General features: G+C 69.4%; 14 protein-coding genes. 8 read left to right on the top strand and 6 right to left on the bottom strand.

Annotation, left to right across the window (positions count from 1 at the left end):
* The first annotated feature begins 45 nt into the window (after positions 1 to 45).
* Complete coding sequence (locus AS850_RS08495) at positions 46 to 1,422, top strand: glucose-6-phosphate dehydrogenase (protein WP_119868722.1); 1,377 nt, start codon at positions 46 to 48, stop codon at positions 1,420 to 1,422.
* 67 nt (positions 1,423 to 1,489) lie between these two features.
* Here AS850_RS08495 and AS850_RS08490 read toward each other — a convergent pair whose 3' ends face one another.
* The 6 genes from AS850_RS08490 to AS850_RS08465 form a co-directional block, all read right to left on the bottom strand.
* The gene (locus AS850_RS08490; RefSeq protein WP_257788657.1) at positions 1,490 to 3,349 is read right to left on the bottom strand and encodes a glycoside hydrolase family 15 protein; all 1,860 of its coding nucleotides are present in this window, start codon (positions 3,347 to 3,349) and stop codon (positions 1,490 to 1,492) included.
* A gap of 17 nt (positions 3,350 to 3,366) precedes the next feature.
* Positions 3,367 to 3,693: a DUF6504 family protein gene (locus tag AS850_RS08485; RefSeq protein ID WP_119868720.1), complete on the bottom strand. Its 327-nt coding sequence runs from the start codon at positions 3,691 to 3,693 to the stop codon at positions 3,367 to 3,369.
* A 62-nt stretch (positions 3,694 to 3,755) separates the two neighbouring features.
* The gene (locus AS850_RS08480) at positions 3,756 to 5,042 is read right to left on the bottom strand and encodes a type II toxin-antitoxin system HipA family toxin (protein ID WP_119868719.1); all 1,287 of its coding nucleotides are present in this window, start codon (positions 5,040 to 5,042) and stop codon (positions 3,756 to 3,758) included.
* Positions 5,042 to 5,383 carry a helix-turn-helix domain-containing protein gene (locus AS850_RS08475; RefSeq protein ID WP_119868718.1) on the bottom strand — a complete coding sequence of 114 codons (342 nt, stop codon included), beginning with the start codon at positions 5,381 to 5,383 and terminating at the stop codon, positions 5,042 to 5,044. The genes AS850_RS08480 and AS850_RS08475 overlap by 1 nt, the downstream gene beginning before the upstream one ends.
* A gap of 65 nt (positions 5,384 to 5,448) precedes the next feature.
* On the bottom strand, positions 5,449 to 6,507 hold the full coding sequence (locus AS850_RS08470; RefSeq protein ID WP_119868717.1) for an App1 family protein: 1,059 nt from the start codon (positions 6,505 to 6,507) through the stop codon (positions 5,449 to 5,451).
* Positions 6,508 to 6,511: 4 nt separating this feature from the next.
* A complete protein-coding gene (locus AS850_RS08465; protein ID WP_119868716.1) occupies positions 6,512 to 7,204 on the bottom strand; it encodes an SOS response-associated peptidase in 693 nt (230 codons plus the stop codon).
* 64 nt (positions 7,205 to 7,268) lie between these two features.
* On the opposite strand from AS850_RS08465, the gene AS850_RS08460 reads away from it, so the two are divergent.
* The 7 genes from AS850_RS08460 (at position 7,269) to cydB (ending at position 13,990) form a co-directional block, all read left to right on the top strand.
* Entirely contained in the window at positions 7,269 to 7,913 is a 645-nt protein-coding gene (locus AS850_RS08460; RefSeq protein WP_236940655.1) for a TetR/AcrR family transcriptional regulator, read from the top strand.
* Positions 7,914 to 8,095: 182 nt separating this feature from the next.
* Complete coding sequence (locus AS850_RS08455) at positions 8,096 to 8,956, top strand: ABC transporter ATP-binding protein (RefSeq protein WP_119868714.1); 861 nt, start codon at positions 8,096 to 8,098, stop codon at positions 8,954 to 8,956.
* The gene (locus AS850_RS08450; protein ID WP_119868713.1) at positions 8,953 to 9,633 is read left to right on the top strand and encodes an ABC transporter permease; all 681 of its coding nucleotides are present in this window, start codon (positions 8,953 to 8,955) and stop codon (positions 9,631 to 9,633) included. The genes AS850_RS08455 and AS850_RS08450 overlap by 4 nt, the downstream gene beginning before the upstream one ends.
* A complete protein-coding gene (locus AS850_RS08445; RefSeq protein WP_236940654.1) occupies positions 9,630 to 10,388 on the top strand; it encodes an ABC transporter permease in 759 nt (252 codons plus the stop codon). Before AS850_RS08450 ends, AS850_RS08445 begins: the two co-directional genes overlap by 4 nt.
* Positions 10,385 to 11,314, top strand: coding sequence for an ABC transporter substrate-binding protein (locus AS850_RS08440; RefSeq protein ID WP_335589165.1), 930 nt, complete (start codon positions 10,385 to 10,387; stop codon positions 11,312 to 11,314). Before AS850_RS08445 ends, AS850_RS08440 begins: the two co-directional genes overlap by 4 nt.
* A 259-nt stretch (positions 11,315 to 11,573) precedes the next feature.
* Positions 11,574 to 12,986, top strand: coding sequence for a cytochrome ubiquinol oxidase subunit I (locus AS850_RS08435; RefSeq protein ID WP_119868711.1), 1,413 nt, complete (start codon positions 11,574 to 11,576; stop codon positions 12,984 to 12,986).
* Entirely contained in the window at positions 12,986 to 13,990 is a 1,005-nt protein-coding gene (gene cydB, locus AS850_RS08430) for a cytochrome d ubiquinol oxidase subunit II (protein WP_119868710.1), read from the top strand. Before AS850_RS08435 ends, cydB begins: the two co-directional genes overlap by 1 nt.

Genomic DNA, 13,990 nt, shown 5'->3' with positions numbered 1-13,990 from the left:
CCGCTCTGACTCCGTCAGACTCACTCGCATCGAGCGTTCTCCGCGATGACCGACACCAGCACCCTCATCATCCTCGGCGCCTCCGGCGACCTGACCGAACGACTCCTGCTTCCCGGCCTCGCGAGCCTGCTGAAGAGCGACCGCGGCGTCGAGGTGCAGCTCATCGGCACCGGCCGCAGCGAGCGCAACCCGGAGGAGTGGGACTCCGTCGTCAAGACCGCCTTCAACGGCGACGGCGACAGCGACCTCGCCAAGAAGACGCTGGCGAGCAGCCAGTACATCCAGGGCGACCCGACCGACGCGGCCCACCTCGAGAAGCTCTTCGACGCCTCCGAGGGCGCCCCCGTCCTCTACTTCGCCCTCCCGCCGGCCATCTCCGTCAAGGTGATCAAGGCGCTCGGCAAGATCACCCTGCCCGAGGGCATCCGCCTCGCGCTCGAGAAGCCCTTCGGCAGCGACGAGAAGGGTGCGCACGAGCTGAACGAGGAGCTCCTCAAGATCGTCCCGGAGGAGCGGATCCACCGCACCGACCACTTCCTGGGCCGCTCCACCGTCCTCAACATGATCGGCCTGCGCTTCGCCAACCGTCTCTTCGAGCCGGTCTGGAACAGCGAGAACATCGAGAAGGTGGAGATCTTCTACGACGAGGTCCTCGGCCTCGAGGGCCGCGCGCAGTACTACGACAAGGCCGGCGCCCTGATCGACATGATCCAGAGCCACCTCCTGCAGGTGCTCGCGGTCATCGCGATGGAGGCCCCCTCGTCGATCGACTCCGTCGAGCTCCGCAGCGAGATCGCCCGCGTCCTCCGCGCGACCTGGGTCAAGGACTCCGACCCCGTCACCGCGAGCCGTCGCGGCCAGTACGCCGCCGGCTCGATCGACGGCAAGGACGTCCCCGCCTACGCGGACGAGGACGGCGTCGACGTGTCGCGCCAGACGGAGACGCTCGCCGAGGTCGAGTTCGAGATCAAGTCGCGCCGCTGGGCCGGCGTGCCGTTCGTCCTGCGCTCCGGCAAGGGGATGACCAAGGTGCGCAAGGAGGTGCTGATCACGTTCAAGCCCGTGCCGGTGCTCCCGGCGGGCCTCGAGGGCGCATCGACGCCCGACACCCTCCGCATCGAGATCAGCCCCGAGACGATGGAGCTCGGCGTGACGACGAACGGGAAGGGCAACCCCTTCTCGCTCGAGAAGTCGACCTTCTCGACCACGCTCGGGAAGCCGGAGCTGACCCCCTACGGCGAGGTGCTCTCGGGCGTCTTCCACGACGACCCGACGCTCTCGATCCGCGGCGACGTCGCCGAGCGCTGCTGGGCGATCGTCCAGCCGGTGATCGACGCCTGGCACGCCGACCTCGTGCCGCTCGACACCTACCCGGCGGGTTCCGCCGGCCCCGAGGGCTGGACCACCTCCAAGGAGGCGTAGCCGCACCCGACGACGAACGAGGCCCCCGCGACACACGTCGCGGGGGCCTCGTTCGTCGTCGGGACTCCTACCGCGGGGCGGGTGCGGTCGTCTCGTGGTCCGTCTGGCTGGCGAGCCGCCGGCCCCGATTGCCGCGGGAGTGCTCGATCGCGGCCTCGATGGCGTCGGCCGCGCGGACGAGCGCGAGGTGCGACAGGGCCTGCGGCGTGTTGCCCACGTGGTGACCGGTCGACACCTCGATCTCCTCCGACAGCATGCCCACGTCGTTGCAGAAGCCGACGAGGCGGTCCATCAGGCGGGTCGCGTCGTCGAGCCTGCCGCTCCGGGCGTACTGCTCCGTGAGCCAGAACGAGCAGGTGAGGAACGGGTTCTCCGACCCCTCGAGCCCGTCGACGCCCGACTCGGTGCGGTATCGCAGGAGCAGGCCGTCGTGCAGGAGGTCCTCCTCGATGGCCTTGACCGTGCCCAGCATCCGCGGATCGTGGGCGTCGACGTAGCCGACCTGCGACAGCTGCAGGAGCGACGCGTCGACCTCCTTCGAACCGTAGAACTGGACGTAGGTGCCGCGCTCGGCGTCGAAGCCGTGCTCCTCGATCTCGTCGCGCACCTTCTCGCGGAGCTCCATCCACCGGTCGACGGGACCGTCGAGGTGGAACAGCTGCGCCCCCTTGACCGCCCGGTCGAGAGCGGCCCAGATCATCACCCGGGAGTGCGTGAAGTGCTGCGTCTGCCCGCGGATCTCCCAGATGCCGTTGTCGGCGCGATCCCAGTTGTCCTCGACGAACTGCATCAGCGCGCGCTGGAGGGCCCAGGAGTCGCCGTCCTCGGTGACCCCGAGCGTGCGGGCGTCGTGCAGAGCGACCATGACCTCGCCGAAGACGTCGCCCTGGTACTGCGTGAAGGCGCCGTTGCCCGTGCGCACCGGCGCCGAGCCGCGGTAGCCGGGGAGCTCGTCGATGGTGTTCTCGAGGAGGTACCGCTCTCCGCTCAGCCCGTACATGATCTGCACGTCGGCCGGGTCGCCCGCGATGGCCCGCAGCAGCCAGTTGCGCCACCCCTGAGCCTCCTCGGCGAAGCCGTGCAGGATGAGGGCCTGCAGGGTCATCGACGCGTCGCGCAGCCAGACGTAGCGGTAGTCCCAGTTGCGGGAGCCGCCGAACTGCTCCGGGAGGCTCGTCGTCGCGGCGGCGACGATGCCGCTCGTGTCTTCGTGCGTGAGCGCCCGGAGGAGCAGGAGCGACCGGTGGACCTCCCGCGTGTAGGCGGCGGGGGCGTCGCAGCGGGAGGCCCAGTCGCTCCACCAGGCGACGGTCTCGTCGATCCGCGCCGTGACGTCGACCGGCGCGGGCGGCTCGCGATGGGCGGGGAACCAGGTGAGGGAGAGGTCGACGACCTCGCCGGCCTCGACCGTGAAGGTGGCACGGTGGGTGTGATCGGCCGCCGTGAGCTTGGGGCCGCGCACCACGACGGCGTCGGGACCCGCGATGGCGACGAGGGCGTTCTGGCCGTGGTCGGGCATCTGCCGGATCCACGGGATGGCCGTCGTGTAGCCGAAGCGGATGCGGAGGTCCTCGACCATCGTCACGCTCCCGCTGATGCCCGTGACGCGCCTGACCACGTCGGCCCGGCGATCGCCGTACGGCATCAGGTCGGTCACCTCCACCTCGCCCGTCGGGGTCACCCAGCGGGTGACGAGCACGAAGGTGTCGGTCACGTAGGAGCGCGTGGAGGTGGCGGAGGGGTCGTCGGGGGCGACGAGCCAGCGGCCGCTGTTCTCGTCGCCGAGGAGGGCGGCGAACATCGAGGCGGAGTCGAACCGGGGCAGGCAGAGCCAGTCGATGCTGCCGTCGGAGCCGACCAGGGCGGCCGTGTGGCAGTCGCCGATCAGTGCGTAGTCTTCGATCGCGAGGGGCATGCGCTCATCCAACCAGGTCGATCGATGAATCAGGCGAACAACTGCTGGTCGACGTGATCGTCGAAGACGCCCAGAAGCAGCCACTCCCGGCTGACCGGATCGAGCGCGAGGTCGAAGGTGCCGTCGACCCGGTGCGCCCCGTCGGTCAGCGGCAGGGCGTCGACGCGCCAGACGCGCATCTCCAGCAGCCCCGGCCCCGCACCGCGCGGCGCCCTCGTGGCGCTCTGCCACCAGGCCTGCCGCGTGATCCACATCTCGGGCGCGCTCACCACCCCGTAGACCACCCTGCGCCAGGTGAACCGGAGGGGGGCGCCCCCCTCGGTCGTCTCGACCGGGACCTTCTCGTCGACTCTCATCCGTGCCTCCTGCGTTCGAAAGGATGTTCGAATACTAGGCAGGGCCACCGACATCCGCCAGGTCAGTCCCAGACCGGCAGGGCCGCCTCCATCCGGGCCGCCCACGCCTGCGAGACGCCCGCCCGATCGGTGAACTCGCGGAAGCGCCCGACGGCCTCGCGCACCTCCTCGACGACGGCGGTGGCCCGCGGCACGAGGTGGCGGTCGGCCACGGCCAGGACGTCGGACCGCGTGATGTCGCGGAAGCGCCCGTCGACGCTCATCAGGTGCTGGTAGGTCCACTGCCCCTCGGGATTGAAGGCGAACGTCACGTCGTACGCGGGCGCGAGCTCCCACGCGGCATCGGGGCCGGGCAGGAGGAACGAGAAGTTCTTGGTGTGGTCGTCGCAGTTGGCGGCGAGCACGTTGAAGACGAGCCGGCGGTAGGCCTGCTCCCGGGCGTCCGGCCCGAGACCGAGCTCGCCGATCGCGTCGAAGTACTGGCCGTAGTCGTGGGTCTGACGCTGCCGGAAGTCGAGGTGCGTCATGCCGCAGAGGGTGAGCGCGTGGATCTTGCGATCCCCCCGGCGGTCGTAGCGGCGCGTCATGAAATGAGCCCGCCCGTTCTCCTCCAGGAGCCGGCACGGCGTCATCGACAGCCCCGCCGCCTCGGCCATCAGCGAGTAGGCGTACTCGACCCGCCCGTACTCGCCGCCGGAACCCAGCTCCGAGTCGCGACCGACCCCGTCGAGCTTGATCAGCCAGAACTCGAACCCCTCCGCGGCCGGCAGCTGCCCCGAGCGGATCTCGCCCGTCTCCGGATTCCAGGCGATGACCGCCTTCGCGCGCGCCCCACCGGCCGACGTGCCCACCTGGATGAGGCTCTGGATCGCCGCCTCGGTCTCCCGGTCGCCCGCGAAGCGCTCGTCGAGCACGCTCCTGGCCCCCTCGACCAGCGCGCTCAGCTCGACGGCGCTCGCGACACGCTGGCGCGGACCCCGCGACGGCCGGAACTCGAGCGCCCCCATGGCGCGGTTCGACATGTACGCGAGGCGGTCGAGGGGCGAGACGTCGCGGCGCCGGATGCCCTGCCGAGCGAGCCACGCATCGATGATCGCGTTGCCGAAGTCGTCGGGCAGCGCATCGGCCAGCAGCGCCGGCAGCCGGTGGAAGGTCGCCTCGGGGAGCGCCGGGAAGACGTGCCTCCGCCGGGAGATGGGCATCTCGAGCGGGGCGAGCTCGATGCCGCGGGCGATCCAGTCGGGGTAGTACTCGAAGACGTAGGCGCCGACGCCGGGGTCGGCAGCGACGGCTCCGACCCGGTGCCCCCACGCGGTCACCTCGACGGCCTGGACGGGTGTGTAGGCCATCAGTCGCCGCTCCGGCGGCGGTAGACGCGTCGGCGTGGCGTGGTCGACGAGCTTCGCAGCACGTCGATCGGGCTGATCGTCGGACCGGGGGCGAGCGTGGTCAGCCAGTCGTCCCGGCCGAGCGCTCGCAGGATCCGGATCAGGGTGCGCAGGGTGCTTCCCCGCCCGTTCTCGAGGTTCTTCAGGGCGCTGATGGACACGTCGGCCAGGGCAGCGAGCCCGGCCTGGTCGAGTGAGGCGTCGAGGCGGAGGGCCCGGACCTGCTCGCCGACGCGCGCCTCCCCGTCGGCGGTGTCGAGGGGACGCCCGCCGGATTCGGCATTGCTGCCCAGAAGAGTCATGAAAACAACTTTAGCACCGATTTTCGGTGCCAATAGTTGTCTTTCGCGCTTTTCCGGAGGGGGGTCTACGGGGTCGGTGCGTCGACGAACCGCTTCGCCACGAGCTGATTCCAGATCCCGGCGCCGTCCGGCGCGTAGACCCAGGGCACGTTGGTGGTCCGCTCGTGCTCCTCGCCGCGGGAGCGACCGCCCGCGAAGACCGCCTCGCTGTTCGAGAGCTGTCGGATCGCGACGGCCTCGACGTTGTCGGGGTGCCGGTTGAGGAAGGCGCCGTAGAGCTCCTCGTCGTGCTGGCCGTCGTCGCCGACGAGCAGCCACTTGACGCCCGGGAACTCCTGGGCGAGGCGGTTCAGGGAGCGCTCCTTGTGCTCGGGGCCGCTGCGGAACCAGCGGTCGTGCGTGGGACCCCAGTCGGTGAGCAGGAGCGGACCGGCCGGGTAGAAGTTGCGGAGGAGAAAGCGCGACAGCGTCGGGGCGACGTTCCACGCGCCGGTCGAGAGGTAGATGACCGGGCAACCGGGGTGCGTGTTGCGGAGCCGCTCGTAGAGCACGGCCATGCCGGGGACGGGGCGTCTGGCGTGCTCGTCGAGGACGAAGGTGTTCCAGGCCGCGAGCAGGGGGCGGGGGAGAGCCGTCACCATGACGGTGTCGTCGATGTCGGAGACGATGCCGAAACCGACGCTCGGGTCGACCACGTAGACGTGGGCCTCCACCTCGAGCGAGCCCTCGGTGCGCACGACGAACGTGTGCCAGCCCGGTGCGAGATCCACCTCGACCCGCGCGTCGACCACGCCGCCGCGATCGGCGCGGACGCGGTGGACGTCACCGCCGATGACGACCTCGACGACGACGTCGTCGATCGGCACGACGGTGAAACTCCGCCAGCCGCGGACGTGCATGTCTCCGCTCGTGCGGAACTCCCCGTCGCGGGTGAGGAGCACCCGGCCGAGGACGCGGATCCAGCCGGGACCGCCGTATCCGGCGTAGGGGACCACGGTCGGGATCAGGCCCCGACGGCGGGCGTTCCGCTCCCGGAGGGCGTGGACGGCGTCTTCCATGCGGGCCGCACGATGCAGCATGGGCTCGACGCTGGTGGCGACGTACGCCTTTCGGGATCCCAGCATTCGCTTATTGTGGCACGCCGACCTGGCTCGTCGGACGGAACACCGCGCGCTCGGCCTGCCCGAGCGACTCGCCGGAGATGCCCTCCAGCAGGTCGTGATCGCCCTCCGTGTCGGGATCGAGCCACTCCTCCATGACCTCGGCGCCGATCATCACCGGCATCCGATCGTGCAGCTCCCGGAGCGGCCCGGCCGCCTCGCGGGTCAGGATGCTCGTGGACAGCACCCAGCGCGACGGATCGCCCTGGGCGACGCGGGGGTCGCGCCACCACTCGTAGAGGGCGGCGAACAGGAGCAGCTCGTCGTCGGGCAGGTGGACGTAGTGCGCGGCCTTCGAGCCGTCCGGCGCCGTCACCCACTCGTAGTAGCCGGTCGCGGGGACGACGGCCCTCCGGGACACCACGGCGTCGCGGAACGTCGGCTTCTCGGCCGCCGTCTCGACCCGCGCGTTGATGGCCTTGACGCCCACCCGCGGATCGTCCGCCCAGGAGGGGATGAGGCCCCAGCGCGCCGTCGCCAGACGACGCACGGGAGGCCCTCCGGCGTCGTCGCCCCGGGGGGCCGCGTCGACGATGAGACTCACCGGGTCGGTCGGAGCGATATTCCAGGAAGGCTCTGCCAGAGTGTCTCCCGTCACATCCACGTCGAAGAGGGCCACCAGGTCGCTCGCGGCGCGCGACATCACGAATCTTCCGCACATGACGTCGAGTCAACCATCTGCGGCCGACATTCGAGGAGCCGCACGACTGTCTGAAGGAGAACCGTTGCTCGTCACCGAGGTCACTGAAGCACTGCCCGGAGGATCCTCGCTCCTGCGGAACGAGCCGGTCCAGGCGCGGAGCTCGGCTCGCCTGACGGGCCTCCTCGACGCAGCCGCCGCCATCATCGACGAGATCGGCTTCGAGCGCCTCACGACGGCCATGGTCGCCGAGCGAGCCGGCGCCTCCATCGGCACCGTCTACCGCTACTTCCCCGATCGCATCGCCGTCGTCGAGGCCCTCTCGGTCCGCGGTGTGTCCCGCCTCATCGAGCGTGCCACCGAGTCGCTCGGAGCGGCGGCGGGAGCCGACTGGCGCGTCGCCGTCGACGTCCTCGTCGACTCGCTGGTCGAGCTCTACCGATCGGAGCCCGGCTTCCGTGCCATCCGTTTCGGGGAGTCCGACACCCCGGACCGTCTCGGCTCAGGCGGTCGGCGACCGCTCGCCGAGCAGGTCTCCCTCTATCTCGCCGATCGCGCCGGCGTCGCCCCGTCCCCGGAGGTCGACTTCGCAGTCGACGTGGCCACGGAGCTGGCGAGCGGCCTCGTGGGTCGCGCCTTCGCGACGGACCGCGCCGGCGACGAGCGATTCGTCGTGGAGTGCCGGACGATCGTCCGCGACCACCTCGAGCGGGCGTTCTCCGCGGTCTGACCCCGGACCGACGCCGGGTGCGGCCTCCGCGCGGAGCTCACGGCTCCCGTGCCGAGCGCGATAGCGGATCTTACGGAATTGTGTCGCTTCGTGGCGACCCCGTAACCCCGATGAGAGAACTGTGATTCAGTTGACGCCCTGGCAAGTGTCGATTCGTGTTGCCCACGAGGAATGAGCCTTCCATGATCGAGTTCGACTCGGTGACCAAGGAATACCCCGACGGCACACGGGCCGTCGAAGACTTCAGCCTCGTCATCCCCTCCCGCAAGACCACGGTCTTCGTCGGGTCGAGCGGCTGCGGCAAGACGACGATCCTCCGCATGATCAACCGCATGGTCGACCCCACGTCGGGGAGCATCCAGATCGACGGCGACGACATCGGGGGGCTGGAGCCGGTGGCTCTGCGCCGCAGCATCGGCTACGTCATGCAGAACTCCGGCCTCCTGCCGCACCGGAAGGTCGTCGACAACATCGCGACCGTCCCGCTCCTGAAGGGCGAGAAGAAGTCGGTCGCCCGCCAACGGGCCCTCGAGCTGATGGACACGGTCGGTCTCGACCGCGCTTTCGCCGACCGGTACCCGAGCCAGCTCTCGGGCGGGCAGCAGCAGCGCGTGGGCGTCGCGCGCGGTCTCGCCGTCGACCCGAACATCCTGCTGATGGACGAGCCGTTCGGCGCGGTCGACCCCCTCGTCCGGTCGGACCTGCAGGAGGAGCTCATCCGGCTCCAGCGCGAGCTCGACAAGACCGTGGTCTTCGTCACGCACGACATCGACGAGGCCTTCTACCTGGGCGATCAGGTCGTCATCCTGAAGAAGGGCGGCCACGTCGCGCAGGTGGGCACGCCCGCCGAGATCCTCTCGGCTCCGGCCGACGACTTCGTGGCCGACTTCGTCGGGGCGAACCGTGGCAAGCGGGCCCTGCACATCGAGGAGACGCCCGCCGGCCGGATCGTCGTCGACGCGGACGGCCGACCCGCCGGGACGCTCACCGACGACGGGGCGGTCCGCTCGGGCCGGAACCGCTCCGGGGAGACGGCTCGGTGACCTGGGTCCTCGCCAACCTGGGGATGATCGGTCAGCTCACGCTCGACCACCTCCGGCTCGCCATCCCCCCGATCCTGATCGCGTTCGTGATCAGCATCCCGATCGGGTGGGCGGCCAGTCGTTTCCGCGTCGTGAGGGCGCCGCTGCTGACGGTGGCCGGCCTCCTCTACGCCGTCCCCTCGTTCGCGCTTCTCATCGTCATCCCCGTCACGGTCGGCGTCCCCCTCCGGAGCGGCCTGAACCTCGACATCACCCTCACCCTGTACGGGATCGCGCTCATGGTCCGATCGGTGGCCGACGGTCTTGCCTCCGTGCAGACGGACGTGCGGCAGTCGGCGACGGCGGTCGGCTTCAGCGGCTGGCAGCGGTTCTGGATGGTCGAGCTGCCCCTCGCGGGTCCCGTCCTCCTCGCGGGCCTCCGCGTCGTCGTCGTCAGCACGGTGAGCCTCGTGACCGTGGGCGGCATCCTGGGCATCAGCGGCCTGGGCCTGCTCTTCACCGACGGGTTCCAGCGCGGGATCCTGGAGGAGATCGGCACGGGCATCGTCCTGACGGTCGTCATCGCCCTCGTGCTCGACGCCCTCCTCGTCATGCTGGGCCGGGCGCTCATGCCCTGGTCGCGCAGCACGAAGTCCGCCGAGCGCCGCGCGGTGCGGAAGGTGGCGCTCGCCTCGTGAACTACTTCTCCGGAGCCATCGCGTTCCTCCTCGACCCGGCCAACTACGACGGGACCAACCCGAAGGCCGGGAACAACACCATCCCGTCGGCCATGGTCGACCACCTCTTCTACACGCTGCTCGCGCTCGTCATCGCGGCCGTCATCGCCATCCCCATCGGGTACGCCATCGGCCACACGGGCCGGTTCCGGAGCGTCGCGATCGCCGTCTCCGGCGGTGCCCGCGCCCTGCCGACGTTCGGCGTCATCACGCTCTTCGGCCTCCTGCTGGGGATCGGGCTCAGCGCGCCCATCATCTCCTTCGTGATCCTCGCGATCCCCTCGGTCCTCGCGGGCGCGTACACGGGCTTCGAAGCCGTCGACCGGCGGACCATCGACGCCGCGCGAGCCGTCGGCATGACGGAGTGGCAGATCGTCACGCAGGTCGAGATCCCGCTCGGGCTGCCCCTGCTGATCGGGGGACTCCGCGCTGCGACCCTGCAGATCGTCGCCACGGCGACCCTCGCGGCCTACGTCGGAGCGGGCGGTCTCGGGACCTTCATCCTGCTCGGCCTGCAGACGCAGGACTACACGCAGATGGTCGCGGGCTCGATCCTCGTGATCCTGCTCGCCATCGTCCTGGAGATCGTGTTCTCGATCGTCCAGCGACTCGTCGTGCCCGCCGGTGTCGCCGCCGGGCTCGCCACGAACGACCGCGCGAGGGCGACCCGCCCGCGCTCGGTGGTGGGTTCTCCACTCCAGGAAGGAAACAAATGATGTTCACAGCGAAGAAGGGCCGACTGGCCGCCATCGGCGTGGTCGCGATCGGGGCTGTCGTGGCCCTGGCAGGGTGCACGTCCGGCGACCCGCTGCAGTCGGGCTCCACGAGTTCCGCCAGCGCCGGGACGATCGTCATCGGCTCGCAGCAGTACTACTCCAACGAGATCATCGCCGAGGCGTACGCGCAGGCGCTGGAGAACGGCGGCTTCAAGGTCGATCGCCAGTACCAGATCGGCCAGCGGGAGGTCTACCTGCCGGAGCTCGAGTCCGGCAAGATCGACGTGATCCCGGAGTACAGCGGAAACCTCCTCCAGTACTACGACAAGTCGACCACCGCGAAGAGCGAGACCGACATCGAGAAGGCTCTCGGCACGGCCCTGCCGAAGAACCTCCGGGTCCTCAAGGCCGCCAGCGCGACCGACCAGGACAGCTACAACGTGACGCAGGCGTTCTCGGACCAGTACAAGGTCACCAGCCTCGACGAGCTCGGCTACGTCAACGGCGCGCTCACGGTCGGCGGCAACACCGAGTTCCAGACGCGCCCCTACGGCCCCAACGGCCTGAAGAGCGCGTACGGCGTCGACGTGTCGTTCAAGGCGATCCAGGACTCCGGCGGACCCCTGACGGTCAAGGCCCTGCTCGACAACCAGGTCCAGCTCGCCGACATCTACTCGGCCGACCCGAGCATCAAGAAGAACGGTCTGGTCACGCTCAAGGACCCGAAGAACCTGATCCTGCCCCAGAACGTGATCCCGCTCGTCGACAAGAAGGTCGACTCGAAGGCGGAGTCGATCATCGACGCCGTCAACGCGAAGCTGACCTCGGACGAGCTCATCTCGATGAACTCGAAGAGCGTCAACGACAAGCAGTCGTCGAAGGTCATCGCCAAGGCGTTCCTCACGGATGCGGGTCTTCTGAAGTAGTCGATTCGAGCACCACGGATCGCCCGACGGGGCGGTCGTCCGGATGAGAGGCACCGGGCGGCCGCCCCGTCGGTCTGTCCGGGGGCCTCTCTCGAAGACGAGCGATCCGGGGCGTGATCAGCGTTTTCGCAGGAGCGGCGGCCCGTTCGGGTCCGGGGCGATCCGTAAAATCGTAAGCGTCCTGGGAGTCGCGACGACGAGACCACCACCCGCCCCGCCCGAGGAAGAAGCGCCTCATGCACCACCAGCCGAGCATCCGATGAACGCCCTCCTCGACCCGCTGCTGCTCTCCCGGTGGCAGTTCGGCCTCACCACCGTCTACCACTTCCTGTTCGTCCCCCTGACGATCGGGATGGGCTTCACGGTCGCGGTGTTCCAGACGGCGTGGCACCGCACGGGTCGCGCCCACCACCTCCAGCTGACGAAGTTCTTCGGGAGGATCTTCCTCATCAACTTCGCCATGGGCGTCGTCACCGGCATCGTCCAGGAGTTCCAGTTCGGCATGAACTGGTCGGAGTACTCCCGCTTCGTCGGCGACGTGTTCGGCGCGCCCCTCGCCCTGGAGGGACTCCTCGCGTTCTTCCTGGAGGCGACGTTCCTCGGGGTGTGGATCTTCGGCTGGGGCAAGGTGCCGGAGCGGCTCCACCTCGCCGCGATCTGGGGCGCCACCGTCGGCAGCATCGCGAGCGCCTACTTCATCATCGCCGCGAACTCCTTCATGCAGCACCCGGTCGGTTTCGTCATCAACCAGGCGAAAGGCCGGGCCGAGCTCACCGACCTCTGGGCCGTCCTCACCAACAAGGTCGCCCTCGCCGCGTTCCCGCACACCCTGTTCGCCTGCTTCATGGTCTCCGCGGCCGTGATCATCGCGGTCGCGGCCTGGCACCTCCACCGCAACCAGCACCTCGACACGATGCGCCCGGCGCTCCGGTTCGGCCTCTGGATGATGGTCGCGGCAGGAGCCCTGACCCTCCTCTCCGGCGACCAGCTCGGCCTGGCCATGGTCGAGACGCAGCCGATGAAGATGGCCGCGGCCGAGGCGCTCTACAAGACCTCCACGGGGTTCGACGCCTCCTTCTCGGTGTTCAGCCTCGGGACTCCGAACGGCTCGAGCGAGATCTTCAGCATCCGCGTGCCGTACCTCCTGTCGTTCCTGTCGACGCACACCTTCGACGGGACCGTCGAGGGCATCGACAACCTGCAGGCCCAGTACGTCTCCGCCTACGGCCCCGGCGACTACTCGCCGATCATCTGGATCACCTACTGGTCGTTCCGCTGGATGATGGGCCTCGGCATGGTCGCGATCCTCCTCTCGGTCGTCGGCCTCTGGATCACGCGCGGCGGACGGCTCCCGCGGAACCGCTGGGTGTGGCGCGCCGCGACGTGGAGCTTCCCGCTCCCGCTGGCCGCGATGGTCATCGGCTGGGTCTTCACGGAGATGGGCAGGCAGCCCTGGCTCGTCTTCGGCCTCCTCAAGACCAGCGCGGGCGTCTCGCCCGGGACGACCGGGGTCGAGGTCCTCCTCTCGCTCCTGGCGTTCACCGCGATCTACGCGACGCTCGCGGTCGTCGAGTTCCGCCTCATCCTGCGGGCCGCCCAGAAGGGCCCCGACGAACCGACCGAGATCGACGAGACGACCGGCGAACTCCGCCACGAAGCGACGGTGTACTGATGACCCTGCCCGACGTCTGGTTCCTCCTGATCGGCCTGTTCTTCACGGGCTACTTCGTCCTCGACGGCTTCGACTTCGGGGTCGGCATGTCGATGCCGTTCCTCGCCCGCGACGACACCGACCGCAGAGTCCTCATCAACACGATCGGCCCGGTCTGGGATCTCAACGAGACCTGGGTGATCGTCGCCGGAGCCGCGCTGTTCGCCGCGTTCCCGGAGTGGTACGCGACCGTCTTCAGCGGGTTCTACCTGCCGATGCTCTTCATCCTGCTGGCCCTCATCCTGCGCGGCGTCTCGTTCGAGTACCGCCATCAGCGCCCGGAGCACCGGTGGAAGCGCACCTTCGACCGGATGATCTTCATCGGCTCGGTCGTCCCCGCGTTCTTCTGGGGGCTCATCTTCGCCAATCTCGTGCGCGGCATGGCCCTCGATGCGAACTTCGACTACATCGGCAGCTTCGCCGACCTCTTCAACGCCTACTCGATCGTGGGCGGCCTGGCGACGCTGCTGCTGTTCTTCACGCACGGCGCGATCTTCGTCTCGCTGAAGACCGACGGCGACATCCGCGTCCGGGCCCGCAGGCTCGCGGCGCGGGCCGGTGTCGCGACGATCGTGGTCGGCGGCGCGTTCCTCCTCGCCACCAGCGTCGCCCACGGTCGTCCGGTCTCGATCGCCCTGTCGGCCGTGGCCGTGGTCACGCTCGTCGTGGCGTACGTCGCGAACCTCCGGGGTCGCGAGGGCGTCGCTTTCGCCTTCATGGCCACGACCATCGCGGTGGTCGTCGCGAGCCTCTTCGCCGCGCTCTTCCCGAACGTCCTCCCGGCCACGAACGACCCCGCCAACACGATGACGGTGGCGAACGCGGCGAGCGGGACGTATACGCTGAGCGTCATGAGCTGGATCGCGCTCGTCTTCGTGCCCCTGATCCTGGCGTACCAGGGGTTCACCTACTGGATCTTCCGGAAGCGCATCACCCGGGGGATCGTCCCCGTCGGCGCGCACTGA

Source organism: Frondihabitans sp. 762G35, from assembly GCF_002074055.1.
Taxonomy (GTDB): domain Bacteria; phylum Actinomycetota; class Actinomycetes; order Actinomycetales; family Microbacteriaceae; genus Frondihabitans.
Note: the sequence above shows the minus strand (reverse complement) of the source record. Positions and strands in the feature narration are given on the sequence as shown.

Excerpts from the sequence above, each read along its gene's own strand:
- AS850_RS08495 (WP_119868722.1), top strand. The coding sequence starts at position 46 with ATGACCGACACCAGCACCCTCATCATCCTCGGCGCCTCCGGCGACCTG.
- AS850_RS08485 (WP_119868720.1), bottom strand. The coding sequence starts at position 3,693 with ATGAGAGTCGACGAGAAGGTCCCGGTCGAGACGACCGAGGGGGGCGCC.
- AS850_RS08480 (WP_119868719.1), bottom strand. The coding sequence starts at position 5,042 with ATGGCCTACACACCCGTCCAGGCCGTCGAGGTGACCGCGTGGGGGCAC.
- AS850_RS08475 (WP_119868718.1), bottom strand. The coding sequence starts at position 5,383 with ATGACTCTTCTGGGCAGCAATGCCGAATCCGGCGGGCGTCCCCTCGAC.
- AS850_RS08470 (WP_119868717.1), bottom strand. The coding sequence starts at position 6,507 with ATGCTGGGATCCCGAAAGGCGTACGTCGCCACCAGCGTCGAGCCCATG.
- AS850_RS08465 (WP_119868716.1), bottom strand. The coding sequence starts at position 7,204 with ATGTGCGGAAGATTCGTGATGTCGCGCGCCGCGAGCGACCTGGTGGCC.
- AS850_RS08455 (WP_119868714.1), top strand. The coding sequence starts at position 8,096 with ATGATCGAGTTCGACTCGGTGACCAAGGAATACCCCGACGGCACACGG.
- AS850_RS08440 (WP_335589165.1), top strand. The coding sequence starts at position 10,385 with ATGATGTTCACAGCGAAGAAGGGCCGACTGGCCGCCATCGGCGTGGTC.
- AS850_RS08435 (WP_119868711.1), top strand. The coding sequence starts at position 11,574 with ATGAACGCCCTCCTCGACCCGCTGCTGCTCTCCCGGTGGCAGTTCGGC.
- cydB (WP_119868710.1), top strand. The coding sequence starts at position 12,986 with ATGACCCTGCCCGACGTCTGGTTCCTCCTGATCGGCCTGTTCTTCACG.